Annotated in this window: 17 protein-coding genes and 1 pseudogene; 10 read left to right on the top strand and 8 right to left on the bottom strand. The window is 63.5% G+C overall.

What is annotated here, in order from left to right; genetic code table 11:
* Positions 1-40 precede the first annotated feature (40 nt).
* Positions 41-1345: a hypothetical protein gene (locus tag Thiosp_RS04715; RefSeq protein ID WP_323696837.1), complete on the bottom strand. Its 1305-nt coding sequence runs from the start codon at positions 1343-1345 to the stop codon at positions 41-43.
* Positions 1346-1658: 313 nt separating this feature from the next.
* Between Thiosp_RS04715 and Thiosp_RS04710 the strand changes: the two genes are divergently transcribed.
* Positions 1659-2288: a helix-turn-helix domain-containing protein gene (locus Thiosp_RS04710; protein ID WP_323696836.1), complete on the top strand. Its 630-nt coding sequence runs from the start codon at positions 1659-1661 to the stop codon at positions 2286-2288.
* A gap of 89 nt (positions 2289-2377) precedes the next feature.
* Here the strand turns inward: Thiosp_RS04710 and Thiosp_RS04705 are convergent.
* Positions 2378-3513 (bottom strand): IS630 family transposase gene (locus Thiosp_RS04705; RefSeq protein ID WP_323696471.1). Its coding sequence is split into 2 segments (ribosomal slippage): positions 2378-3087 and positions 3087-3513, totalling 1137 coding nucleotides; the frame shifts between segments, so codons are not numbered across the junction.
* A 245-nt stretch (positions 3514-3758) separates the two neighbouring features.
* On the opposite strand from Thiosp_RS04705, the gene Thiosp_RS04700 reads away from it, so the two are divergent.
* From Thiosp_RS04700 to Thiosp_RS04675, 6 genes and pseudogenes are all read left to right on the top strand, one after another.
* On the top strand, positions 3759-4061 hold the full coding sequence (locus tag Thiosp_RS04700; RefSeq protein ID WP_201066928.1) for a DUF4347 domain-containing protein: 303 nt from the start codon (positions 3759-3761) through the stop codon (positions 4059-4061).
* Between the two features lies 1 nt (position 4062).
* Positions 4063-7503: a beta strand repeat-containing protein gene (locus Thiosp_RS04695; protein WP_201066926.1), complete on the top strand. Its 3441-nt coding sequence runs from the start codon at positions 4063-4065 to the stop codon at positions 7501-7503.
* A 166-nt stretch (positions 7504-7669) separates the two neighbouring features.
* A complete protein-coding gene (locus tag Thiosp_RS04690; RefSeq protein WP_201066924.1) occupies positions 7670-7828 on the top strand; it encodes a hypothetical protein in 159 nt (52 codons plus the stop codon).
* Positions 7825-10416 carry a hypothetical protein gene (locus tag Thiosp_RS04685; protein WP_201066922.1) on the top strand — a complete coding sequence of 864 codons (2592 nt, stop codon included), beginning with the start codon at positions 7825-7827 and terminating at the stop codon, positions 10414-10416. Before Thiosp_RS04690 ends, Thiosp_RS04685 begins: the two co-directional genes overlap by 4 nt.
* A 129-nt stretch (positions 10417-10545) precedes the next feature.
* Positions 10546-11043: pseudogene (locus Thiosp_RS04680) on the top strand (TrkH family potassium uptake protein); the annotation flags it as partial.
* A 461-nt stretch (positions 11044-11504) separates the two neighbouring features.
* The gene (locus Thiosp_RS04675; RefSeq protein ID WP_201066919.1) at positions 11505-12323 is read left to right on the top strand and encodes a DUF2202 domain-containing protein; all 819 of its coding nucleotides are present in this window, start codon (positions 11505-11507) and stop codon (positions 12321-12323) included.
* 74 nt (positions 12324-12397) lie between these two features.
* On the opposite strand, the gene Thiosp_RS04670 is transcribed toward Thiosp_RS04675, so the two are convergent.
* From Thiosp_RS04670 to Thiosp_RS04650, 5 genes are all read right to left on the bottom strand, one after another.
* Positions 12398-13732, bottom strand: coding sequence for a sigma-54-dependent transcriptional regulator (locus tag Thiosp_RS04670; protein WP_201066917.1), 1335 nt, complete (start codon positions 13730-13732; stop codon positions 12398-12400).
* A 52-nt stretch (positions 13733-13784) separates the two neighbouring features.
* Positions 13785-15386 (bottom strand): sensor histidine kinase, encoded by a 1602-nt coding sequence (locus tag Thiosp_RS04665; protein ID WP_242518582.1) that lies wholly within the window; start codon positions 15384-15386, stop codon positions 13785-13787.
* A 136-nt stretch (positions 15387-15522) separates the two neighbouring features.
* Positions 15523-15882 carry a hypothetical protein gene (locus Thiosp_RS04660; protein ID WP_201066916.1) on the bottom strand — a complete coding sequence of 120 codons (360 nt, stop codon included), beginning with the start codon at positions 15880-15882 and terminating at the stop codon, positions 15523-15525.
* Positions 15883-15970: 88 nt separating this feature from the next.
* Positions 15971-17110, bottom strand: a complete 1140-nt coding sequence (locus tag Thiosp_RS04655; RefSeq protein WP_201066915.1) for a hypothetical protein — start codon at positions 17108-17110, stop codon at positions 15971-15973.
* 215 nt (positions 17111-17325) lie between these two features.
* Positions 17326-17961 carry a class I SAM-dependent methyltransferase gene (locus Thiosp_RS04650; RefSeq protein ID WP_201066914.1) on the bottom strand — a complete coding sequence of 212 codons (636 nt, stop codon included), beginning with the start codon at positions 17959-17961 and terminating at the stop codon, positions 17326-17328.
* A gap of 268 nt (positions 17962-18229) precedes the next feature.
* Between Thiosp_RS04650 and mutS the strand changes: the two genes are divergently transcribed.
* Entirely contained in the window at positions 18230-20965 is a 2736-nt protein-coding gene (gene mutS, locus Thiosp_RS04645) for a DNA mismatch repair protein MutS (protein WP_201066913.1), read from the top strand.
* A gap of 92 nt (positions 20966-21057) precedes the next feature.
* Here mutS and Thiosp_RS04640 read toward each other — a convergent pair whose 3' ends face one another.
* Positions 21058-22980 (bottom strand): methyl-accepting chemotaxis protein, encoded by a 1923-nt coding sequence (locus Thiosp_RS04640; RefSeq protein ID WP_201066912.1) that lies wholly within the window; start codon positions 22978-22980, stop codon positions 21058-21060.
* Between the two features lie 373 nt (positions 22981-23353).
* Between Thiosp_RS04640 and aspS the strand changes: the two genes are divergently transcribed.
* A complete protein-coding gene (aspS, locus tag Thiosp_RS04635; protein WP_201066911.1) occupies positions 23354-25132 on the top strand; it encodes an aspartate--tRNA ligase in 1779 nt (592 codons plus the stop codon).
* A gap of 63 nt (positions 25133-25195) precedes the next feature.
* On the top strand, positions 25196-25669 hold the full coding sequence (nudB, locus tag Thiosp_RS04630; RefSeq protein WP_201066910.1) for a dihydroneopterin triphosphate diphosphatase: 474 nt from the start codon (positions 25196-25198) through the stop codon (positions 25667-25669).
* Positions 25670-25768 lie beyond the last annotated feature (99 nt).

Genomic DNA, 25768 nt, shown 5'->3' with positions numbered 1-25768 from the left:
CCTGAACATCATCACACGAGCGCTCGGTCACGGCGGTCGTCTAGGAAGTATCCCAGGTCAGGACGAGTTTGGGCGGATCGAAGATGGAGCGATACAGGGCCTCCCAATTTGGGATCAGGCAGAGATTGAAGCGATGGCGTAGCTGATCCCACAACCGGATCTTGCTCTGCGCCGCTGTCATTGCGGTTTGAAACAGCCGACAACAGCGTTGTTGGATCTGGTCGATGAGAAACGCCAGCATCATCAGATGCATCAGCACGGTGCTTAAGTGTTGATCGCCGTGACCGAAGTTGTGCTCGAAGTGATAGCCTTGATTTTTCAGGGTGTTAAAGGTTTCGTTCTCGATTTTCCAGCGGGCGCGGGCTCCTCGCATCAAAGTCATCAGGTTGGTGTCGTCGATGGGAATGTCGGTGACCCAGGAGAAATGGGTCACCTTGCCATCCGGGGCGTGCTCCCAGTACTCGAGGAAATTGACCTCCAGGTCAAAATTGGACTCATTCAATGGGGCGCCGTTGAGAGAGCGAAAGCGGTGGCGCGTGCCGTCTTCGTCCTTGTACTCGCGCACGATCGTCGTTGGGGTGTTGGCCACCCAGTCGAACAGAAAGCCATGGTCGCTTTCCTTGGCACCGAGGATGAAGCGCATGTTCAACGCCTGAAGATGGCGGATGTGCGGGGCGTTGGACGCCAAGGCATCCTCAATGACGATGAGTTTCAGGTGCGGATGCTCGCGACGCACATCGCTTAACAACCGCTTGCTGGCGTTGCGCTCGCAGTCGTTTTTCTTCGCCCCATCGGCGCGCATAATGGGCTCTGGTACCAAGGGAAAGACCTCGCGCTGATCGGGGTGGACCAACACCGCCGCCAGCGCCTGATGGTAGTAGGTGATGGTGCCGTCGCGGTGGTGTTTCTCGGCGCAGTGCTGGCAATGGATGCTCTGTGAGGAGAAGTACCCGGTGCCGTCGAGCGAGAGCAGGTAGTGCCCGTGCAGATAGGCAAACCCTTCCAAGCCCTTGCCCCGCTGCAAGGCGGCCAACAACGCCTTGTACAAGGGGCGCAGATGCTTGGGGTCCATCACATCGAGACGTTGGCGAAACCAGGTATCGCTCGGGGCGCGCTCAATGCCGTAGAGCGTGCGCAGATTCGCTCGCTTGGTTGCATCCTTGCGGTCTTGGTCGAATTGCAGCAAGGAGGGGTATTTCAGTCCGAACAGCGCCAGACCGGACATCAGGTGATCGACCAGCGGGATGTCGCTCGCCGCTTCATCCGGGATTTTCCCGAAGACCGATCGCGCGGTGCGCAGCAGTCCGGCGGCACTCAGCGATTGACGACCAAAAGGCGCACTCATCAGTTCTTACCTCGCAACCTGAGCTTTGCGAGATAATACCCTGATTCTGTGAGAAAGTTTACGAAAACATTTTTCCCACAATCATGCAGTGCATTGTTTTTAAAGCAAATAATTCTTCAACGGGAATTGCTGCAAAATCGGTGCCACACCCAATGGGCAGTGCACCATCTCACTGATCCTGTCACCGGCCGCCAACACGCAGGACAAGAAGCGGTTTACGCAATTCGCTGACGATAGCGCCGAGCAGCTGTTTTTCCTGCCCGAGCAAACGGAATTCGATGTTCTCGTCCCCGGCGGCATTGCCACCTGCTATGTGCGACTCGACCAGGCCGAGCTCTTGCGCGAGCTCGCCTTGCTAAACGAGCCCCTGGCCGAGCGCCTGGCGGGCGAGGGGAATCTCACCGGGCTCGGTCACACCGCCAAGGCGCCCCTCGAGCGCAGCCTGCGCGCCCTTCTTGCGTTGGCGCGCGACCTTGACCGGGACCTGCGTGGTCCCCAACCCGATGGGTTCAGCCAGACCCTGCGCGAATACCTCCTCTTAGCCGTAAGTCACTCCGACCCTGATGGCGGCAGCGGCCCCAACCTCCATGCTCGCCGCCGCTCCCTGCGCATTGTCCGCCGCGCGCAAGCCTGCATGGACGCGCAAGCCAGCCAGGGAGACGTGCCCAGGGTCAGCGACCTCTGCGCCGCCGCAGGCGTATCCGAGCGCACCCTGCAACATGCCTTTCGCGAGCAACTTGGCCTCGCGCCCGGCGCTTACCTGCGCATGCGCAGGTTGAACGGCGCGCGGGCCGAACTGCTCGCGCCCACCGCCTCCACCCGCACCATCACCGAGGTCGCCGCCCGCTGGGGCTTCCTGCACATGGGGCGCTTTACCCGCGCCTACCGCGACCTGTTCGGTGAACTACCCTCCACCACGCTGGCGCGCTCTCTTTCTAACTGAGCCCAAGCCCCTCTCAGCGCCCGCTACCCGCGCTTTCTGCCATTTTGCACCAATTCGGTGCGTAAGTTTTCGCGTTTTGACCTAGTACCTCATTTCAGCTTAACTTGCGGATATAAGTGCTTCAACTTCACACGCGCTTTGTCGTTGGTGAATTGCCAGTCGACGCCGATTTGGGCCTCGTTGCGTTGTTCTGCCCAGGCGGCGGTTTCGCGGCGAAGCGTTTCGATATCGCCGATGCGGCGGTCTAGGCACTGCTTGGTCATGACACTGAGTTCGATTTCGGCAATGTCCAACCAGCTGCCGTGCTTTGGTGTGTAGTGGATTTCCAAGCGCTCGATCAACCGCCGCGCTTCCTCAGGTGGGAAGGCTTTGTACAGAGAGGCGGGCGTATGCGTATTGAGGTTGTCCCAGACGATAACGACTTTCTCGGCGTCGGGATAGTCCACGTCCAGCAATGTCTTGATTTCTTGGGCTAAATCGATCGCGGTTTTGGTTTCGCGCACACTGACTTTGCGCCATTGCCCCAAGGGTTCTGTGATCATGAAGTTCACCGCCGTACCGGCGCGCTCATATTCATAATCGTAGCGTTCGGGTTGGCCCGGTTGCATCGGCAGGGGCTGGCGTGTCTCGGCAATCAACTGGGTCGGTTGTTCATCAATGCAGACAACTGGCTTCTTGGGGTCGTAGGGGCGGCGGTAGACCTCCAGGACATCTTCCATTTGCGCCACAAAGGCGGCGTCTTCCCCGGGGGGAATCACCCAGCACTTGCGCCGATGCGGTTGGAGTGCGTTTTTTTTAGTGCGCGCATCACCGTGGGTGCCGAGATGCTCTCAACGACATCCAGTTCCACCAACTTCCCCGCGAGTAAATTCAACGTCCAGCGCGCGTATCCGGGAGGCGGCTCGCTACAGGCAATTTGCACCAACCGCGCCTGCTTTTCCCCATCGAGCAGGGGCTCGCAGCTCGGGTGCTCACGTTGCTTGCGTGAAAGCGCCGCTTCAAATCCTTGTTCGACGAACCGCTCGCGAATGCTGAAGACAGTGCGCGGCGCGCAACCGAACGCCTCAGCGGCTTGTGCATCGCTCCAATTCGCCCCTTCGGCATCGACCTTGAGCAATACATTCGCATGTTTGATCTTCTGCGCCGCCGCTTGCCCTTTGCTCACCAGGTCTTCCAACAAACCACGCTCTTCATCGCTGAGACGGACTACATATTTCTTTGTCATAGCGGTATCTCCTTCTGCAATGCTCTAAGAGATACCACTAGCGGCTTGTTTTCGCAACATAAGCCGAAATAAGGTACTAGTGCAATAGTCGGGAATACGCTAGGTTAAATCACCAAGCCTTTTCAATGACATCAGTCAAGGACGCGATACTGCGGCCCGATGGCCGAATGCGCCCGCGAGTCGATTTCCCCGCTTGGGATATTGGCTCTCTCAGCGGCCGTGATCGCCAGCGCAAGGGGACAGAGATGAACAAGCAACTGGATTTCAACAAATTTGCCCAGGATTTGTCGGCAAAGGCAGGCCTTCCGCCCGAGGTGACAGTTTCCGAGCCATCTTCCGCGGCGGAAATTCTGTTTATCGATGCCGCCGTTCCGGATGCCGAGCAACTGGCTTCCGGCGTCAGGGATGGCGTCGAGGTGGTCTGGCTGTCCGCCGATCAACCGGCCTTGGCGCAGATCGCTGGGCACCTCGCGGACCGCGACGGACTCGGCGCCATCCACATTGTCTCCCATGGCAGTGCCGGCAGGCTGAATTTTGGAGGGCTGTAAGATGGTTGATATTTCGGTTAATTGGGCACGCATTTATTTTGGAAACTCCGACCCCTATGCGGAGGTAAACTGGGATGCAACGAAGCAGGTCATCATCACCCGCGATAGCGGGAGCACAAACTTTCTGGGCACCTGGACCGACACAAACAGCGGGCCTAAAGCCGATGAAACGTTGAGGTCTGTCGTTGGTTATGCGCACTCATACACGAATAGAAGTCTTAGGGTGAATTGGGCCGATGGGTCGGGCGCGCTGGATATCGAAGGTAGCGATGTCTCTGATACGATGGAGGGCGGGTCCGGAGAAGACACCCTATCCGGATTTGGCGGCGATGACACCCTGGACGGCGGGGCCGGCGATGACTCCCTGACCGGTGGAACCGGCGATGACTCCCTGACCGGTGGAACCGGCGATGACTCCCTGACCGGCGGCGCCGGCGCCGACACCTTCGTCCACAACGGGGCGGGTGACGGCCTGGACACCATCACCGACTTCAATGCCGCCGAGGACACGCTCGATATTCCCTCCCTGAACGGCTGGCGCTGGGACGGCGCGGCAAAAACGCTGACGCTGAATGGCGAAGGGTTCAAGTTCGAGGGCAACACGGGCCTGGAGGATCAGGCCTTCAAATTCACGGTCCGCGACGGCGGCTTGTTGTGGTCAAACCAGACAGCGGCCGGGTGGAACGACGGGACCGCACACGCCGACCTGGGTGTTATTTATGATAGGGAGCTTATCGGTTTTTACGCGGGCGATGGCAACGACGCTCTTTACGATGCCTCCAGCGGTGGACACAATTTTTACGGCCAAAACGGCGACGATTTTCTCTCCGGCGGGTCCGGTGAGAACAACATTATCGGCGGCGCCGGCAACGACACGCTGACTGGCGGGTCCGGCGCCGACCGATTCTGGGACACGGCCGACGGCCTTGCCGGCGACACCATCACGGATTTCCAGGCCGATGATACCCTGACAATCCAGGGCGAGGACCTGACGTCCCTGAACGGCACGCCCGCCGGCGACATCGACCTGGGTAGCGGCCGCACCCTTCACATGACCGGCGTCGCGGGCAAAGCGTGGAGCGCCATTAGAGCCGGGTCCAACACCAATATCACCTTCGACACCACGGCCCCCACGCTGCAATCCTTCGCCCGCCAGAGCCCGACCGAGCCGACCACCAGCGCCGATACCCTGGTGTTCCGCGCCACGTTCGATGAAGGCGTGACCAATGTCACCGCCGACGACTTCACGATTGACGGCACCACCACCGCCACCATCACGCACGTCAGCCAGGGCACGGACGCCAGCGTGTGGGACATCACCGTCTCTGGCGGTGACCTGGCTGGGCTAATCGGCACGGTCGGGCTGGATCTGGCGGCCGGTCAGGACATCACCGACATCGGGGGCAACGCCCTGCCGGGTGGTGAGCCGGTCACGGATGAGACCTACACTCTCGACAACATACCGCCGGCCGTGCCCTCGATGCCCGATCTGGACGCCGCCAGCGACACCGGCTTGGCCCATGACGACGACCACACCAACGACACCACGCCGACCCTGACCGGCACCGCCGTGGCGGGGGTTGCCGTCACGCTCTATAGCAGCATCGACCGCATCGTTGGCACAACGACCGCCGACGAGGCCGGGAATTGGTCGATCACCGCCAGTGCCCTTGCAGACGGCACGCACACCTTCACCGCAACGGCCACGGACGCGGTGGGGAACGAATCTGCGGCGTCGGCCGGTCTGGACGTTGTGGTGGACGGCTCCGGGCCGGTTTTCACGTCCAGCGACGCGCCCTCGGTCGTCGAGAACACGACCGACATTCTCACTCTCAGCGCCACCGATGCCACCGGTCCCGTCACCTTTGCCATCACCGGCGGCGCGGATCAGGTGCTATTTACGCTGGACGAGACCACGGCGGCCCTGTCCTTCGCCGCCGGCCAGCCCTACGCGCACGGCGGCGACAATGACCGGGAGTTGCAGGTCACCGCCACCGACGCCTTCGACCAGACCACGGTCCAGACCATCACGGTCACCATTGTTGATACGCCGAACGCGCTGCCCGCTTTCTCCAGCCTAGACGGCACGCCGACGTTCACCGAGGGCGGGACCGCCGTCATTCTGGACGGCGACGTCACCGTCAGCGACACGGAACTGGATGCCCGCAATGCCGGCGCTAGCAACTACGCGGGCGCCAGCCTGACCATCGCACGCAGCGGCGGCGCCATCGCCGACGACACCTTTTCGATTGAGAGTGGCGGCAGCCTGACCGTCGCCGGCAGCACCATCAGCGCGGGCGGCAATGCCATCGCGGATTTCGACACCACGACGACCGCCGGGCAGGTCACGGTTTCCTTCAAGGACGTCAACGGCACCACGCCCACCACGGCGCTGGTCAACGAGGTCATGCAGGCGATCCAGTACAAAAACACCAGCGACGATCCGCCGGCCAGCGTGGACCTGGACTGGACGTTCAAGGACGGCAACACGGGCCCCGGCGACCAGGGCTCGGGCGACGCACCGGGCACCGGAAGCGGGGCCGTGACGGTGACGATCTCCACCGTCAACCAGGCCCCCACCCTGAGCGCGACCGGCGATAACCCCACCTTTACCGAAGGCGGGGGCGGCGCCAGCCTGTTCAGCAGCGCCAACGCGAATGCGGGGGAGCCCGGGGACAGCTTCGCCGGACTGACCCTGACGGTCAGTAACGTCACCGACGGCGCCGCCGAGATCCTGTCCATCGACGGCACCGACGTGGCCCTGACCGACGCCAACAGCGTGACCGTGGCCGGCGGCACGGCGGCGGTCAGCCTGTCGGGCAGCACGGCGACGGTGACGGTGACCGGACTGGACCGCACCCAGGTCCAGTTCGAGGCCCTGGTTAACGGCCTTGCCTACCGCAACACCAGCGACGACCCGACCGCCGCTTCGGATCGCGTGGTGACCATCACCGCCGTTCAGGACGACGGCGGTAAGGCCAACGGCGGCGCGGATTCGACGACCACCGCCATCGCCTCGACCGTCACCCTGACGGCCGTCAACGACCCGCCGGAGGTGGGCAGCGTGTTCGGTGAGACCGCGACCCTGGTCGCGGGGGCCGGCGCGCAAAACGTGGCGCTGCTCGACGATGCCACCGTCAGTAACCCGGACTCCGCCGATTACGAAGGGGGCAGCCTGACCGTCACTCAGGACAGCGGCGGCGCGAATGGGTCATGGGGGCTGGACGGCACAACCGCGACATCGGGCGGCGAAGGAACCATCGCCGCTGGCGAGACCATCGCAGTCGACGGTGTGTCCATTGGCACGGTGCATGCCACCGATGACGGGCAAGGCGGCAATACCCTCCAGGTTTCCTTCACCGCCGGGGCGACGTCCGCGAACATCCAGACGCTGCTTCAGGCGCTGACCTACGACGCGCCAGCACTAGGGGGGGGCGGGTGACTGGCTGGGGGATCAGGTCTTCAGCCTGACCCTGAATGATGGCGACGGCACCGCGAACGGCGGCGATCAGGATGCCGCCGGCCCCTTCACGATCACCGTCACCCAGAATCCGCCGGTCATCGACAACCTGAACGGCGACGCCACGGCGGCGGGCAATGGCGCCACCGTGGCCTTCGATCTGAACGGCGATGCCACCGTCACCGACGCCGACAGCGTCGATTTCGATGATGGCGCCCTGACCCTCTCCCGCACGTCCAGCCTGGCGGGCGATTTCTCGCTGGATACGAGCATACGAGCAAGGCGACCTCGGGTGCAGATGGCGTGATTGAGGCCTCTGAGTCCATCAAGGTGGAGGTGAGCGGCGTCCCCGTCGCCATCGGTGTGGTGAACACCGGCGTGGACGGCCAGGGCACCAATGGCCTGACCATTGACCTGAATGGCAATGCCACTCCGGTGCATGTGGCGACGCTGTTGCAAGCCCTGCAATACACCTCCACCGACGGTGGCGCGCACAGCTTCGAAGTGACCCTGAGTGACGGCGAATTTGTGGGCGCCGCGACCTCAGCCGTCTCCACGGTTACGATCAATGTCCAGGACGTTCCCGTGAACACCGTGCCCGGCGCTCAAACCGCCGTGGACGGCACCGCCAAGGCGATCACCGGCGTTTCCGTCGCCGATGCCGATAGCGCCACCCTGACCACCACGGTTTCGGTCAATCCCGGCGACGGCACCCTGACCGCGTCGGGCGGCGGCACCATCACCGGGGCCGGCACCGAAAGCCTGAAAATCCAGGGCTCGGTCGCGCAGGTCAACGCCGCGCTGGCGACCCTGAGCTACACCCCGGCCGTCAACAGCACCGGCGCGCAGACCATCACGGTCGCCACGACCGACGGTACCTATACCGACACCGATACCATTGACGTGACGGTATCCGACCGGCCGAGCATCGCCAACCTGAACGGTGACCGTCAGACCCTGACGGCGGTTGCGACGCTGCCGCTCGATCTGGGCGGCGATGCCGCCGTGACCGATGCCGATTCCACCGATTTCGACGGCGGAACCCTGACCATCGCGCGCGCGGGCACCGCGGCGACCGGCGCCTTCAGCCTGGACGGCACCACGGCGACGGCGGACGGCGACGGCGCCCTGGCCGACGCCGAAACCGTTTCGGTGAATGGCACGGAAATCGGTACCGTCTCCAGCGCCGGTCAGGGCACGGACGACCTGGTCATCAACCTAACCACGAACGCGACGCCGGCCCTGGTCGGCACGCTGTTGCAGAACATCCTGTTCACGCCCGACAGCGTGACCACCCACAGCTTCGGCGTCACCCTCAGCGACGGCGACGGCACGACATCGGATGCCGCCCGGGTTACCTTCGCGCCGCCCGCGCCTCCGCCTACGCCTGCGCCTTCACCTACACCAGAACCGGAACCAGAACCAGCAGACTGCGACGATATTCCAAACGACATCGAAGACAGCGCGCCGCCACCTTGGGAGGGCGGTCTCACCGGAGACGGCAATGGCGACGGCATGCTCGACAGCGCACAAGGCGACGTGGCCTCGCTGGCGATCAAGGGCACTGGCGACAGCACAAAGGACCCGGATGCCGAGCCGGTCTATGTCACCCTGGTCGGCGGTACCTTCAGCGAAGAAGTGGCACCCGGTGGCAGTGGCGTATCCCTTCCTTGCGGACGCGTAACTTTGGAAACCATGACCCTAGGCGAAGCACCGCCCCCGGAAGACCGCGACGGTATCGACATGCCCCTTGGCCTGATTGGCTTCAAGGCGAATGCCGCGATATCCGAAGGCGCTACAGATGCGGGGAAAGTCCCATTCAGCCTGCTAATTGAAAAAAATCCTGATTTGGCGGACGAGGAGCAAATCAACGGGTTTTGGAAACAAGACAGCGCAGGCAACTGGGTCAACCTCGCCAGCCCCGAGTACGGTGGCAAAGTCACCGAGGTTGGCGGCAAGATCCGGCTTGACTTTGTCATTGAGGACAATGGCCCCTTCGACAGCAACCCCGCCGCTGGAGCCATCACCGATCCGGGCGCCCCCGGTTATCGCGCCGAACCTCTTGTTACTCCACCCTACCTGCCAGACAGCAACGATCGCATTTTGATTGACGGCGCCGCCCCACGCATCCTCGATTTTGGCGGGCAAGATACCTACACCCTTGCCACGACCTTTATCGGCAATGTGCGCCTTGTCGACAACCAGGCCAGTGTCATTAACTTGCCCGCAGGATTGGTCATTACCGACGCACGTTTTTTGGCCGACGGACTCGAACTGAGCCTGCCTGGCGGAACCCTGAGGCTGCTCGGCGCGCCCGAGGCCTCCCGCTATGTCTTCGGCGGCGATCCGGATGATCCCGCCGCAGGCACCGCGCTCAGTTTCACTGAACTGGCGCACGCCCTCGGCACCACCGTCCCCGCCCCCGGCCGCAACGAGCCGCATCAGGCCAGCATCAGCGGCACGGTGCAGGCCGACGGCACCATCGCCGGAGGACCCGGGCGCACCCATTATCTTGACCATGGCGACAGCCGTCTCGTTGTTGACGGCGGTGATGAACGGATTATCGACTTCGGTGGTGCGGATACCTATCAGTTGCCGCCAGAGCTGACGCGCGATGTCACCCTGATCGATAACCAGGTCAGCAGGATTGAGCTGCCCGAGGATACGGCAATCAGCAGTGCGCACTTCCTCGCCGATGGACTCGCAATGACGATTCAGGACCATACCGTCACCCTGCTCGGTGCACCGCAGACCTTCATGTACATGCTCGGCGAGGCGGAGCTGGACTACACAGAGCTGGCCGAGGTTCTCGGTCCCGACAGGGCTAACACGGACGCGCTAAACGTTGCGGCTTCTTTCGCCTCCAACATCGACTGGGACATATTGCCATTGTAAAAGCGGCGGCGGCACGTCTGCCCGAGCCATGCTTGGCGGAGTGCCGCACCGGCTCAGCCCAGGAGTCGATCATGAACAGCGGCATCTATTCGCTGGTTTATCAAGAACTCGCGTGCAAGAGGGTGCCTGATGATTCCAGATCGTCAGCGGCAGGCCTTTTTCGTCGTCACGCTGTTCTGGGCGCTGCTCGGCGCCATTGGTGGCTTGCCCTTCGCACTCGGGCTGCATTTGCAATTCACCGATGCGGTGTTCGAGTCCATTTCCGGCTTTACCACCACCGGCGCTACGGTCATGAGCGACATCGATGCCTTGCCGGCGTCGATCCTCTATCACCGCCAGCAAATCCAGTGGCTCGGTGGCATGGGCATGATCGTGCTGGCCGTCGCGATTCTGCCGCTCATGGGCGTGGGCGGCAGCCAGCTCTATCGCGCCGAGTCCTCCGGAGTCGCCAAGTTCGAGAAGCTCACGCCGCGCATTGCTGAAACGGCGCGCTCGCTGTGGGGTCTTTCTTTCGGCCTGACGCTGGCCTGCGCGCTTGCTTTTTGGGCCGCGGGCATGAGTTTGTTCGATGCCGTCGGTCATGCCTTCGCCACTGTGGCCACCGGAGGCTTCTCCACTCATGATGCTTGACCAGCACCGGCTTTGGCACCGCGACCTTCGGCGAATGGCTGCGGCATATTCCACTCACCCTGGTTATCCTGTCTTTCATCGGCGGCTGCATCGGCTTTTCACCCTGCTGATTCTGTTTCTGCCCGCCTATTGGCGCGGGTGATTCGATCATTCCCTGCGAGCAGTGCTCAAAGCACTTCGCCTGTCTCCTCTTTTGGGCTCATTGAAGATCACATCCGCAGAGGCGGCGTTTTTCAGCTGCCGACCGGCCGGGATGCCGCCTGGGTCGCGGGTCTAAGACGACCCCAGGCTCGACAGCCGGTTTCGACAAAAATGTCGAGCGCCTGCGCGCTTTGTCGAAATCTGAGGCCGGGACATGGCGCCGCAGCGCGCTATGGCGCTGATCCGACGTTGGCATCCTTTGTGCTGTATGCCAAGTACGTTCTCGATACTGAGCGCCACTAAACAAGGAGTCTGATATGCAACATCGTCGTTTTCTCACTACTCTGGGTCTGTCCGTTGCGTTGGTTACCACGCCGCTGTGGGCTGGAATGGGCGCTGGTGGTCAGGGAGCCGGCCACGGAGCTGGACAGGGAGGCGGCCCCGGTGCTGGCGCTGGCTTGGGGGACTGCGATCCCACGACCTGCCTGGCGGCCTTGCCCTATGAAGACGTCGATGCGATCGAAGAGTCGCACCTGGTGTTTATGCGCGAAGAGGAAAAGATGGCGCGCGATCTCTATCTCACCTTTGCCGAGCTCTGGGGCTTGCCGCAATTCGCTAATGTTGCGCTAGCCGAGCAGCAGCACATGGAGTCGGTGAAGTTGCTGATGGACAAATACGCCATCGTTGATCCGATTGTTCAGGATGAGCGCGGTGTTTTCACCAACCCCGATCTGCAAGCGCTCTATAACGACCTGCTCAGTCAGGGACAGGCGAGCGCGACAGAAGCACTGCGGGTGGCGGCGCTGGTCGAGGAAGTCGATATCGCCGATCTGGATTCCGCGCTGGCCGAGATCGACAACCAGGATCTGACCCAGATGTTCAGCAACTTGCAGCGCGGCTCACGCAATCATCTGCGCGCCTTTGCCGGCGCCATCGAGGCACTCGGCACCGCCTACACGGCCCAGTGGCTTGACCAGGAAAGCGTCAATGCGATCCTCGATACTCCGATGGAGCGCGGTGGCCAAGGTGCCGGCCAGGGTCAAGGCCAAGGAGCCGGTCAAGGCCAAGGTGGCGGCGGTCAAGGCCAGGGCGCTGGCCAGGGCATGGGCGCAGGTCCTGGACGCGGCGATTTCTAAACCTCTGAACCTCTGAACCCAAGCCCACAGAGAGTTGAGCGCCGCGCGATCGCATCCAATCGCGCGGCCCCTGCTCAGGGCCGCTGAAGCCCAAACTTCCCCATCTTGTAACGCAGCACCCGCTCGCTGATACCCAATTCCTCAGCGGCGCGGGTCTGCACCCCGTCAGCGCGCTCAAGGGCGGCTTTCAGCAGCTCGCGCTCCAGGCCATCCAGGCGTTCCTGCAAAGATCCCGCAGCACCTGACGCCGCTTCACGGACCTCGCTCGGCAGGTCGGCAGGTCGCAACACCGGCCCGCGTGCGAGGGTCAGCGCCCGCTGCAACAGGTGTTCGAGTTCGCGCACATTGCCGGGATAGTCGTACTTGATCAGGCGGTCGAGAGTCTCCGGCGCCAGGCGCACCGGCGCGCCGCCATGCCGAGTGATGATGTGATCAATCAGCGCTGGGATATCCTCGCGCCGATGGCGCAGCGGCGGTAGCTCGATCTCCAGCACATTGAGGCGAAAGTACAGATCCTCGCGGAAGCGTCCAGCCGCCACCTCGGCGCGCAGATCGCGGTTGGTCGCCGCCAGCACCCGCGCATCCACGCCGACGTCGCGCTCGCCGCCAACTCGGCTGATGCGCTTCTCTTGCAGGGCGCGCAGCAGCTTGGCCTGCAGCGGCAGCGCCAGTTCGCCGACCTCATCAAGAAACAACACCCCGCCGGTGGCCAGCTCGAAGTGCCCGCGATGCTGTTTGGCCGCGCCCGTGAAGGCGCCCTTTTCGTGCCCGAACAGTTCGCTCTCAAACAGGGTTTCTGGAATGGCCGCGCAGTTAAGCTCAACAAAGGGCGCCGCCGCTCTCGGACTCAGGGCGTGAATCAGTCGTGCGATCACTTCCTTGCCGGTGCCGGTCTCGCCGCGAATCAGTACATTCAGATCGCTCACAGCCATGCGCCGCGCGAGCGACAAAAGCTCGCGCATGGCCGGGCTCTCGGCCACCAGTTGGATGGGCAGTGGTGCGGTTTCTTCCTCGTCAGGTTCGACCAGCGCCTGCACATCCTGATCAACGCCCAGTTGCTGCTCAATGTGCTGAATTTTTTCCATCAGCACGCCCAGATCGATGGGCTTTTCGAGAAAATCATCGGCGCCCAGCTTGAGCACCGCCACGGCTGTCTCCACCGAACCATAGGCGGTGATCATCATGGCTCGTACCTGCGGATTAAGCGCCTTCATCCGCGCCAGCACCTCCTCCCCCGGCAGCCCCGGCATGCGTTGATCGAGCAGCACCAGGGTGACCGGCTCGCGGGCGAACAGCTGGAGCGCCTGCTCGCCATTTTCGGCCTCCAGCACCGCATAGCCCTGGTTGGCCAGAAAGCCCGCGAGCAACTCGCGTTGCATGGGTTCGTCATCGACGATTAGGATCTTCATCTCAGACTCCTGTGAACGCGCAATTGAAGGCGCAAGGGTGCGCCAGCACGCATCAAGCTGCGACCTCCGCCGCAGGCAGCCACAAGCACACGCGCAGTCGTCCGGGCGCCGGGCTGTCGAGCGCGACGCAACCATCGTGGGCCTTGGCAATACGCTGCACAATCGCCAACCCCAGCCCGGTGCCGTCGGTTTTGTGGGTGACCCAGGGCTCGAGCAGCTGTTCGAGCGGCTGATCGGTTGACTGCAAGCCATCGTTGGTCACACTGAGCCGCCAACCACTGCCGGCCGGCTCGTTCTCCTCCCATGCCAGGGCGATCTCCAGCCGACCACCGACCGGCAGCGCCTCGCGCGCATTGCCAAACAGATTGTCCAGCGCGCGCCTGAGCTGCTCGCTATCTCCCCGCGTCCAGGCGTTCGCCGGCAGTGTCGCGGTGATGTCCGCGTCGCGCTCGTCCAGCAACTCGCGGTGCCAGGCCAGGGCGTCCGTTACCAGCGCGACCAGATCGAGCGGCTGGCGCTCGCGCTGACCAGGGCGGGCATAGGCCAGCAAGGCGCTGACCGTGCCATTGGTGCGCTCCAGCGCCTGCATCACGCGCCCGATCAATGCCTGCTGCGCCGCGCCCAGTCCCTTCGCCTCCAGCTTCAGGCGCTGCAGGCCGAGGCCGATGGCGTTGAGCGGATTGCGAATCTCGTGCGCGATAGTCGCGGCAGCGCGCCCCAGGCTGGCCTCCTCGCGCTGCGCGGACAGACGCCGCTCGTAGTCGCGCAATTCAGCCTCATGCGCGCGCTGCACCCGCACCAGCAGCCAGGTGCCGAGCGCACCGGCCCCTAAGAGCACCAGCAAAAAGACGCCGAAGGACAACCATAATTCCTCGCGCCGCTGGCTGAGTGCCTGACCGTCGAGTCGCAGCACCAGCTCTGCGCCGGCGATGGGCGCGTGCGCCTCGGCCAGGGTGGTGCCAGCCGCCGTTTTGATCAAGCGGATGTGCGCCGCCAGATCGGTCCTTGACCCGGAGTCCAGGCGTGGCTGGCCGTCCAGGCGCACGCCAAGCACTCCCGGCAGCTGGCCGACGCTCTGAAGCGCCTGTTGCACGCTGACTGCCTGGCGCAAAGCCTCGACCGCCGCACTTTCCAACGCGACCATGACGCAGCCGGGGCGCCCGTCGCGCGGCACACTGAACACAAATCCAGCTTCTCCTGGCCATCGCCGCAGTTGTTCGAGTGGCTCACAGGGCAGCGGGCGATCCCCGGCCCGGTCAGGCGGCCCCTGCACCCAGTCGCCCGAGGGGGCTGGGGGGACACCGCCGTCCGCCGGACTGGCGCTGCGCAGGATGCGGATCAGTGCCAGCCCAGATTCGGCGGCAAAGGCGGTCAGCTCATCGGCGGTAAAGGGTTCGATATCATCAAGATAGAGCACAAATCGCGCACTGTTACCGAGAAAGGCTGTCAGGATGGTATCGCTCGCCTCACCCGCCAGCACGGCGCCGCGTGCATACAGGCGCACCGCGTCGGCGAGCAGCCGGCTGTGCTCGGCGGCATCGGCGATAAAACGCCGCTCGGCCGCGCGGGTTTGCAGAAAGAATGCGGCCACTGTCAAAGCAATGAGCAACCCAAACACCAGCAGGTTGCCGAGCCATGGAGGGGGACGTCGCAAGGATGACCGTCGCGGCGGCCGTTGTTGTCGTCCGGCTCCGTCACGCTGGCGAATGAGGTCGCGCCACCAGAGCCACAGCGGGCCAAACCTTTGTTGGCGCCTTTGCTGCGGCATTTGCCCGGATTGGCGCGGGGCTTCAGCGTCCGCCACGTCCACCACCACCGCCCCGTGAGCCAGCGCCGAGCCCACCGTGTCCGCCCGCGCTGCCGCGACTCAAGCGCCGGCGCACGCCGGTGCGATCAACCCCAGCGCCGCTCGCGCCAATGGGTGTCACCCGTGTCGCGTCCGCGCCTGCGCCTGCATCCGCCGCCCCAAGCCAGACCCGCACGGACATGCCCGGCTGCCAGGCGATGTCGCGCGCGCGCCCGGTGATGGGAATGCGCGTGGACTCGCCATCTGGGGCGTCATCCAGCTCGACGATCAGCACGTCCTGCTCGATTTTGACCAGGGTGCCAAGTTGCGGCCCCGGCGCGGCCCTGGCCAGCGCCGGAGCCATGAGCGCGCAAAACAGGACAGCCAGCGCTGGCCACCGCAACGCTCTAAACGACCCTTGGCGGTCATGGTAGCGCCGGCCAAAAGGCGCATTAAAAGGCGTGCTGGTAGCCACAGGTCCCGACCCATTGGGTAAAGGCCTCTACAGCCACGGTGGAGCGGCTGTCGAGGAGATCCAAGCCACAGAACCAAGCTCCCTGGCCGAGCCAGTAGCGCAGATCAACACCAAGCCCGCGCTGATGATCGACGCGCTCAATCTGCTGCGGTGCTTGCTGATAATCCAGGCGAGACCACCCCGCTTCGGCGCTCAGGCTGATGACGGCGTTCGGGTCGAACCCCAGAATAAGTCGCACGCCCTGTTGATCATAGGCGTCGAGCGCAATGGTGCTGTGCCGCCAGGCCCGATCCAGGCCGAGCGTCAGATGGAGGCGCGGACTCGCCAGCCAGGTGGTCTCGAGTGCCAAGGAGTCCAGCCGGTCGGCGCGGCGCTGGGGTGTGAGATCCGACGGCCTCCCACCGCTGCCAGCGCCGCCGCCACCGCCAGGGCCACCGCCAGGGCCACCGCTGTTACCACCGCCGCATCCGCCCTGACCGCCGTAGCCATGATCCGCATTCAAGCCCTGGTTAACCGAGCAGGAACTGGATCTTAAGCCGCTTGTCCCCAAGCCGCCTAAACCAGCGCCGCCTATACCAGAGTCCCCTGCGCCCATGCCGCCTGGCCGTCCGGCCCAGGGCAGCTCTCGATTGCGATAGTCCAACCAGCGCCGCTCAGTCAGCAGGGCAAGATCGAAGCGTGCCGAGAGGGCGCGTGTCAGCCCGGCGCCCAGGGCGGTTTCATTGCGCTCGTCAGCGGGAACCAGTTGGTCGCGATACCATCCGCCGGTGCCCCAGAGGTCAAACTGCGTCTTGCCAAGCGCCTGCGACCAGGCGATGGTCAGGTCGAGACGGCCACTATCGTTGTTGCCGGCGTAATCACGCAGCCACAGATCGCCATCAACACTCAGCCCCTGCGGCAAAGGTTGCCGCAACCCGAGCGCGAGTTGCGCAAAGCCCAGTGACGGTCCATCGCGACGCTGCGCAGGATTGCTGTCGTAGCCGAGGCTAAATTCGCCCCTCAGATCGGCATCCGAGGCCTTGGCGACGGAAAGCTCCGCGAGCATGAGCATCACCGCCACCGCGCGGGTCACAAAGTCGATCCGACGCCGCCGGATTGGCTGATTACAGCGACTCACGGATGAGCCCGCGGATTCATGATCTCTTCTCCAATGCTAAGCGCAGGACCGTTCATGGCTCTCACTGTGCAGCACCCGCAATGATACAACGATAGTGACCCAAGCCCGCATTTGCCACCTAGCACACCGGCGGCGATTGTTCATATTCTCGCCTCGCTGGGGCGGCTCAGCGCAGCAGATAAAGCATCGACAAGCGTCGTCTCTTGGGCGAGCGCTCAGCGCTTGGCCGACACCCATAGAAACCGTTCACCACCGATGTCGCGCGGGGTTACCGATTCCAGTTCCAGACCGGCGTCGCACACCTGCTGCGCCAAGCCCGCTGGATCGCGATGGCTGTAATACAGCCGCTGCCCCATGAAGGTCTTGTAGCCGTCAAACTCATCCTGCCCGGTATAGTCGCGGCTGGCGTAGGTGAAGAGAAACCGCCCGCCGGGCCGCAACCAGCGGCGCACGCGCGCGAACAAGTCAGGATGCTCGCTCGCTGGCAGATGGAACAGACTATAGATGGCGGTGACCGCATCGGCGCTCTCGGCCGGGAAGTCGACCTTCCGCATGTCGGCTTCCACCCGCTGCATCTGCGGCACGTGGCGCGCAGCCAGGGCGAGCATTTCAGGGCAGAAGTCGACGCCGATCACCTGCCAACCGCGCTCCAGAAAGGCCGCCGGAACCGGTTCTCCAGCTCCGCAGCCAAGGTCGATCAGGGTACCCGGCGTCGGCGGCAGACGGGTGAAGCTGTCCTCCAGCACCTCGCTCATGTCGAACAGACCGCGATTGGCATCATAGGTCTGTGCCAAAGCCGCATAGGCTTTGAGCAAACCGGCTCGCACGGAGAGATCGTGATGGTGGGGCATGGTCAGAGGATAGGCCGAGCGATCAGTTTGAACGGAGTTGTCATCGGGCGCTTGAGCACGACAGTGTATCCCAATGTCTGATCCTTGCTGCGCTGTCAGCCGGGACAGCGACCCGCGTAATGAGTAGCCCCTCACTTTCAGACGCTGCTGGGGTAGCGTAGACTCCCCAACGCTCATGATCCCCGCCACCCGGGATAATCAATCCAAGAGTTTCACGGTAACCACCGCATCAGACAGCGTGCAGCAAGTGCCTGAAAAACACACCCCAATGATGCAGCAGTACCTCCGGATCAAGGCCGAGCATCCGGACATGCTGCTGTTTTATCGTATGGGGGATTTCTACGAGTTGTTTTTCGAGGATGCGGAGCGCGCGGCGCGGTTGCTCGACATTACCCTGACCAAGCGCGGGCAGTCGGCGGGGAAGCCGATTCCAATGGCAGGCATCCCTTATCACGCAGCCGAGAGCTATCTGGCGCGCCTGGTGCGTCAGGGTGTGTCGGTTGCCATTTGCGAGCAGACGGGCGATCCGGCCAAGAGTAAGGGTCCGGTTGATCGCGAGGTGGTGCGCATTGTCACGCCGGGGACGCTTACCGACGAGGCATTACTTGATCAGCGGCGAGAGAATCTGCTGTGCGCCGTCGCCGAGCAGTCCCTGCCGGCACCCACCCAGGGTGAGTCGGACAGCCGCGCTCTTGCCTTTGGGCTCGCCAGCCTGGAGCTGGCCAGCGGACGCTTCACCCTGCTGGAACTGAGCGGTCTTGAAGCGCTGAGCGCTGAGCTCGAGCGACTGCAACCGGCGGAGCTGCTGCTGGATGAGGACAGCTTGCTGGACAAACGCCTGGCGCTCGGCAGCGGCTTGGCCCGACGCCCGGCCTGGCATTTCGATGCCGATAGCGCCGAGCGCATGCTGTGCGAGCAGTTCGGCACCCGGGATCTGTCGGGCTTTGGCTGCGGCGGCACCGATGTTGGCTCCGGCGCAGCGACCGACTCCGGATCGAATACTGGGCTGCGCCTGGCCGTCGGCGCCGCCGGCTGCCTGCTGCAGTATGTGAAAGACACCCAGCGCGCTACCCTGCCCCATCTGCGCGGGCTCACAGTGGAGCAGCGCGATCAGGCGGTGATTCTGGATGCCGCGACCCGGCGCAATCTGGAGCTGACCCAGACCCTTTCCGGTCAGGAGGGGCACACCCTCGCGGCAGTGATGGACAACACCCGCACCGCGATGGGGGCGCGCCTGCTGCGCCGCTGGCTGAATCGCCCACTGCGCGATGTGCATGAGGTTCGCCTGCGCCATGACGCCATCGCCACACTCATTGAGACCGCCCGCGGTGAGCCGCTGCGCGAGACGCTGTCGGCCATCGGCGACCTGGAGCGCATTCTCGCCCGGGTTGCACTAGGCTCCGCCCGCCCGCGCGACCTCGCCACGCTGCGCGATGCACTCGGCCTGCTGCCTGAGCTGCATCAGTCGCTGGCAGAGCTCGACAGCCCGCTGCTGACAAGCCTGAATCAAGACCTGGGCGAGCACCCCGAGGTCCGCGACCTGCTCCAGCGCGCGCTGATCGAACAGCCGCCGATGCTGATCCGCGACGGTGGCGTGCTAGCACCCGGCTACGATGCCGAGCTGGATGAACTGCGCAACCTCGCCGAGCATGGCGATCAGTTCTTGCTGGAGTTGGAGGCGCGCGAGCGCGAGCGCACCGGCATCCCGGCGCTCAAGGTCAGCTACAACCGGGTGCATGGTTATTACATCGAGATCGGTCGCACCCATTCCGACAAGGTCCCGGACGACTACCAGCGCCGCCAGACGCTCAAAGGCGTCGAGCGCTACATCACGCCCGAACTCAAGCGCTTCGAGGACCAGGCGCTGAGCGCCCGCGAACGTGCCCTGGCACGGGAGAAAATGCTCTACGACGAGCTGCTCGCCCAGCTGATCGCGCATCTGGCGGCCCTGCAAACCACGGCCGCCGCCATCGCCAGCCTCGATGTGCTGGCCAATCTGGCCGAGCGCGCCGAGCGGCTTGGCTGGACGCGCCCGGAATTGAGCGACGACATCGGCATTGCGATCGAAGACGGCCGCCATCCGGTGGTCGAGCAACTGAGCGACGCGCCCTTTGTCGCCAACAGCGTGCGGCTCGACCCCGAGCGACGCATGCTGATCATCACCGGCCCGAACATGGGCGGCAAATCGACCTTCATGCGCCAAACCGCGCTCATCGTGCTGATGGCCCATGCCGGCAGCTTCGTGCCGGCGCGCAGCGCACAAATCGGCCCGATTGATCGCATCTTCTCGCGCATCGGAGCCGCCGATGATCTCGCCGGCGGGCGTTCGACCTTTATGGTGGAGATGGAGGAGACGGCCAACATTCTGCACAACGCCAGCGCGAACAGCCTGGTGCTGATGGACGAGATTGGCCGCGGCACCAGCACCTTCGACGGGCTATCGCTGGCCTGGGCCTGCGCGGTGGAGCTGGCCACTCGCCTGCACGCCCTGACGCTGTTCGCGACGCATTACTTTGAGCTGACCAGCCTGCCCGAGGAGCACCCTGGCATCGCCAATCTGCATCTCGAGGCCATTGAGCATGGCGAGAAGATCGTCTTTATGCACAGCGTGCGCGAGGGACCGGCCAACCAGAGTTACGGCTTGCAGGTGGCCGCGCTGGCCGGGGTGCCGGCGGAGGTGATTGCCCGCGCCCGCGAGCGGCTGCGCCAGCTCGAGGATCAGAGCCAGCGTCAGGCGGCCAGCCAGAACCTGCCTCCGCGGAGAGAAGGCGATGGGGAGCGGGACCAGGGGCCTGATCAGAAGCGGGATCGGGGCCGCGATCTGAGCCGCGATCCGAACAGGGACCAGGACAGGCCCCACATGGCCCAGCTGTCACTATTCCCCGCCGAGCCACCCAGCCCAGCGCTCGAGCGCCTGCGCGCCATCGACCCCGATGACCTAAGCCCGCGCCAAGCGATTGACCTGCTCTATGAGCTCAGGCAGCTCGATCGCAAAAATCGCTAATCCGCGACACCAGCCAAAATCACCGAACTCAGAATCTTCCCATCGCAAATGCGTTTCCCTTTTGGGCCGGAACCGCCATCGCGCTGATCACGTCATTTCTGATACTGGCTCAGAATCTCGCGCAGATCATCTGACAGCTCTGCCAAGCGTGCCGAAGCGCTCGCGCTCTTTTGCGCGCCATCGCTGGTGCTCTCGGCAATGTCGCGAATCGCGGTGACGTTGCGGTTCACCTCCTCGGCCACAGCGGTCTGCTCTTCGGCGGCGGCGGCAATCTGGTTGTTCATGTCGTTCATCTGCGCCACCGCATCCGTGATGGTGGTGAGCGATCTGGACGCCAACTCCGCCTGCTCCACAGTCCGCCGAGCGCGATCGCAATTTTCGCTCATGGTCGCCACGGATTCGCGCGAACCTACCTGGAGCGCGTCGATAATCCCGGAAATTTCCTGGGTCGAGCTCTGGGTGCGGGTGGCCAGTGTCCGCACCTCATCGGCCACCACCGCGAAGCCACGCCCCTGTTCACCGGCGCGCGCTGCCTCAATGGCCGCATTGAGCGCGAGGAGATTGGTTTGCTCGGCAATGCCACGGATCACATCGAGGACGGTACCGATTTTCTCGCTGTCTTGTTCGAGCTTCTGGATTGTCTGAGCGGCACGCTCGACTTCTTGCGCCAGGGATTCAATCGCGCTCATGGTGCCTTGAACCACCCGATGCCCTTCGCGTGCTTCGCGGTCGGCACTACCGGTGGCTTCGGCCGCCGCAGCAGCGTTACGCGCGACCTCCGCGACCGTGGCAGCCATCTCATTCATCGCCGTGGCAACCTGATCGGTCTGGGCGTGCTGATCGCCGACCCCGCGCACGGTTTCATCGGTGACCGTTCTCAGCTCATCGGATGACGAACTGAGCTCGCGCGCGGTGTCGCAGATCTGATCAATGAATCCGCGCAGCACCGTTTGCATCCGATCCAGGGAACTCAGCAAACGACCGATTTCATCGTTGCGGGAGGTCTTGATTGGCGTATCCAAGTGGCCGTCACTGATGCGTTGGGCCACCGCCATCGCGTCCCGCACCGGGACGATCACCAGGGTCTTGACGAGCAGACCGATGCCAAGAATGGCGAATGCGCCGAGGATCACACCGCTGATGACGATGATGCCGACGGTACCAAGGACGCGGTCACGAATCTCGGATTCCTGGTAGGCCGCAACAACCTGATATCCCCAACCGGGGTAATCGACGCGTTCGACCACCCAATCGTCGCGCTTGCCCGCCACCACAGCCTGGGCAATATCATCCTGCTCGTGGGAATGGAAGCGCACCCGCCCCTGATCATCGACCAGAGCCAGAAACCCCTGCTCGAGAATGTGGCTCTCGCGGATCGTCTGCTCCAGCTCCCCCAGATCGGCCTTGTAGCCGACGTACCAGATGCCCACCAGCTCCCGACTGGCGTTAAACATGGGCTCATAACTGGTGACATAGGGGGTACCGAGAATGTCGACCTGACCGGCGAAGGAACGGTCCTCGCGAATCATTTCGATCACTTTTCCGTCTGGCGCCAAGATGGTGCCGATGGCGCGCTGACCGTCTTTCTTGACGTTGGTCGAAATGCGCACAAAGTCCCTGCCCTGGCGCACGAACAGCGTCGCGGTGCCACCCATCAGCTTGGTGACCCCGTCGACAAGCTCGAAGCGGTTGGCCTGCGGCTCCTCGCCAAGCAGGAGATCGCCGAGGGTGCGATCCTTCACCCGCACCGGGTCGCCGATCGACGGGGTGCCAAGCTCGGCGCCACGCTCTTTGAGCAGCGCCATGGAGGAGGCAACGCGCTCGCTCATGAGCGCGTCAGTCACGGACAAGAGTCCCCGCACCCGATTGAGGTTGGTCCTGACCTCCTGATCCGCCCGCGCGTGAATGGCATCGCTCTGGGTGACGGAGACCACGATCACCACCCCCAGGGTGGCAAGCACGATAAACAGGCTCAGCGCCGCGGTGACTTTCGCTTGCAGGGACTTTGAGTTCATTGTTTTGGGCGCGACTCTGAGGTGAATGCACTATGATACAGCGGATGTCGGGCCGAAGTGCAGTAATCCAACAAAATCGAAAACCACGGGCGATGCTATCGGAGACTTCTGCCAGATCATTCTGCCAGATACTTCTGCCCGGTAATTTCTGCGCTACCAGCTTCCGCCAGTGCATTTCTCCGCAGCCTTTTCACTCAAATGGGCTGCTCTACTTCTTGTCGGATGCGCCGCCACCGGCTAAGCTAGCCGGTTTTCCTGAACGCCTCGTCAATGCCGCTCGAAGCAGCCTAACTCGCCGCTTTAAGGCGTAACTTTTTTGGCGGGAGATGATCTCATTTGCGACCGGGAACAGGGACTCGAGGACTCGAACGCCATGCGCAGCCATTATTGCGGCACCATTAACACTGGATTTATCGATCAGACCATCGAGCTTTGCGGCTGGGTGCATCGCCGGCGCGATCATGGCGGGGTGATTTTCGTCGATCTGCGTGATCGCAGCGGCTTGGTCCAGGTGGTCTTCGATCCGGATCGCGCCGAGATATTCACCCAGGCCGAGCGGATTCGCAGCGAGTATGTGCTGCGGGTCGAGGGGCGGGTGCGGCATCGGCCCGAGGGCACTGTCAACCCCGAGATGCCAACCGGAGAGATTGAAGTCCTGGCCACCGGGCTTGAGGTACTGAACGCATCGGAAACCCCGCCGATTCAGCTTGATGAATACCACGCGGACGTCAACGAGGAGTTGCGCCTGCGCTATCGCTATCTCGATCTGCGCCGCCCGGAGATGCAGCAGCGGCTGCGCACCCGCGCTCAGGTCACCAGCACCCTGCGGCGATTTCTGGATGACCAGGGCTTTCTGGACATCGAAACGCCCATCCTCACCAAGTCCACGCCCGAGGGCGCGCGCGATTACCTGGTGCCGAGCCGGGTGCATCCGGGCGAGTTCTATGCCCTGCCGCAGTCGCCCCAACTGTTCAAGCAGTTGCTGATGATGTCGGGCATGGATCGCTACTATCAGATTGCGCGTTGCTTCCGCGATGAAGACCTGCGCGCTGATCGTCAGCCGGAATTCACTCAGCTCGATATCGAGGCGTCCTTCATCGACGAGGCCGAGCTGACCGCCCTGATGGAGCGCATGATTCGCGAACTGTTCCGCGAGGTGCTCGCTGTTGAACTGCCCGATCCCTTCCCGCGCCTGACCTATGACGAGGCCATGCAGCGCTATGGCTCTGATCGGCCCGATCTGCGCGTACCGCTTGAGCTGGTTGACGTGAAGGACCTGATGCAGGACGTCGACTTCAAGGTCTTTGCCGGCCCGGCGAACGACCCCAAGGGCCGGGTCGCGGCGCTGCGGGTGCCGGAGGGCGCCAAGCTCTCGCGCAAGGAGATCGACGAGTACACCAAGTATGTTGGCATCTTTGGTGCCCGAGGTTTGGCCTATATCAAGGTGAATGACTGGGCAACCAAGGGCCGCGAGGGCTTGCAGTCGCCGATCCTCAAGAACCTGCGCGACGCGGCAGTCGATGGCGTGATGGAGCGCACCGGCGCGGTCGATGGCGACCTGATCTTCTTCGGTGCCGACAAGACGCGCGTGGTCAACGAAGCTCTCGGCGCGCTGCGCGTCAAGCTCGGCCACGAGCGCGGCCTGGCCGAGGATGCCTGGCGTCCGGTCTGGGTGGTCGACTTCCCGATGTTCGAGCGGGATGAAAAAACCGACCGCTGGCAGGCGCTGCACCACCCCTTCACGGCGCCCGGCGAGGATCAGCTCGAGCTGCTCGCGAGCGACCCCGGGGCTTGTAAGTCGCGCGCGTACGATCTGGTGCTCAACGGCACCGAGCTTGGCGGCGGCTCCATCCGTATCCATCGCGAGGAGGTGCAACGGCGGATTTTTGAGCTGCTGCAAATCAGCGAGGAGGACGCCAATGATCGCTTCGGCTTCCTGCTCACGGCGCTCAAATTCGGCTGCCCGCCGCATGGCGGCATCGCCTTCGGGCTGGACCGGCTGGTGATGCTGATGACCGCAAGCCCCTCGATTCGCGACGTAATGGCCTTCCCGAAAACCCAGGCCGCAGCCTGCCCGCTGACCGGTGCGCCGGCTGCGGTCGATCAGGCGCAGCTTAAGGAGCTAGCGCTGCGCCTGCGCGCGGCGTCATGAGACTTATCATGGAACTTTGGCGGCGCTGCGCTGGCAAAGCTTGGTAACAGAGAGACCAGTCGAGTGGCGCACCAAGGTAAAAAACCAAAGTTTAAGCGACCGGCCTCGGTGCTCGTGGTGGTCTTCACGCGCGCCGGGGAGTTTCTGCTGATGCAGCGCACTCGCCCGGCTGATTTCTGGCAGTCCGTCACCGGCAGCCTGCACCCGGGCGAAAGCCCACGCCAGGCGGCGATGCGCGAGTTGCGCGAGGAGACCGGCCTGCTCGGCGGCGCCCAGCTGATGGACCTGCGCCAGTCGCGCCTGTTTCCGATCATTCGCGCATGGCGCTCGCGCTACCGCGACGGGCATTGTTTCAACCGCGAATACTGGTTCGCTTGCGCGCTGCCGGGACGCCGACTGATCCGCCTGAACGCGCTCGAGCACAGCCGTTACCGGTGGCTCGACCTGACCAAAGCGCTGGAGCTGGCGACCTCCTGGACCAATCGCGATGCCATCCGCTTTCTAGCGAGTAGGACGGCGGCATCGGGGTTCGCCTGATTTACTGTGTCGCCATTGAACTGCCTCACGCTTGCCGTTAGTCTCTGAAAGTTAGCGTTGAATCAGGCAGATGAGCCCGCATTTTCAATTTCCAGGCAT

Origin of the sequence: Thiorhodovibrio litoralis, from assembly GCF_033954455.1 — a bacterium.
Taxonomy (GTDB): domain Bacteria; phylum Pseudomonadota; class Gammaproteobacteria; order Chromatiales; family Chromatiaceae; genus Thiorhodovibrio; species Thiorhodovibrio litoralis.
The sequence above is the reverse complement of the archived record's forward strand: the minus strand, read 5'-3'. Positions and strand labels throughout refer to the sequence as shown.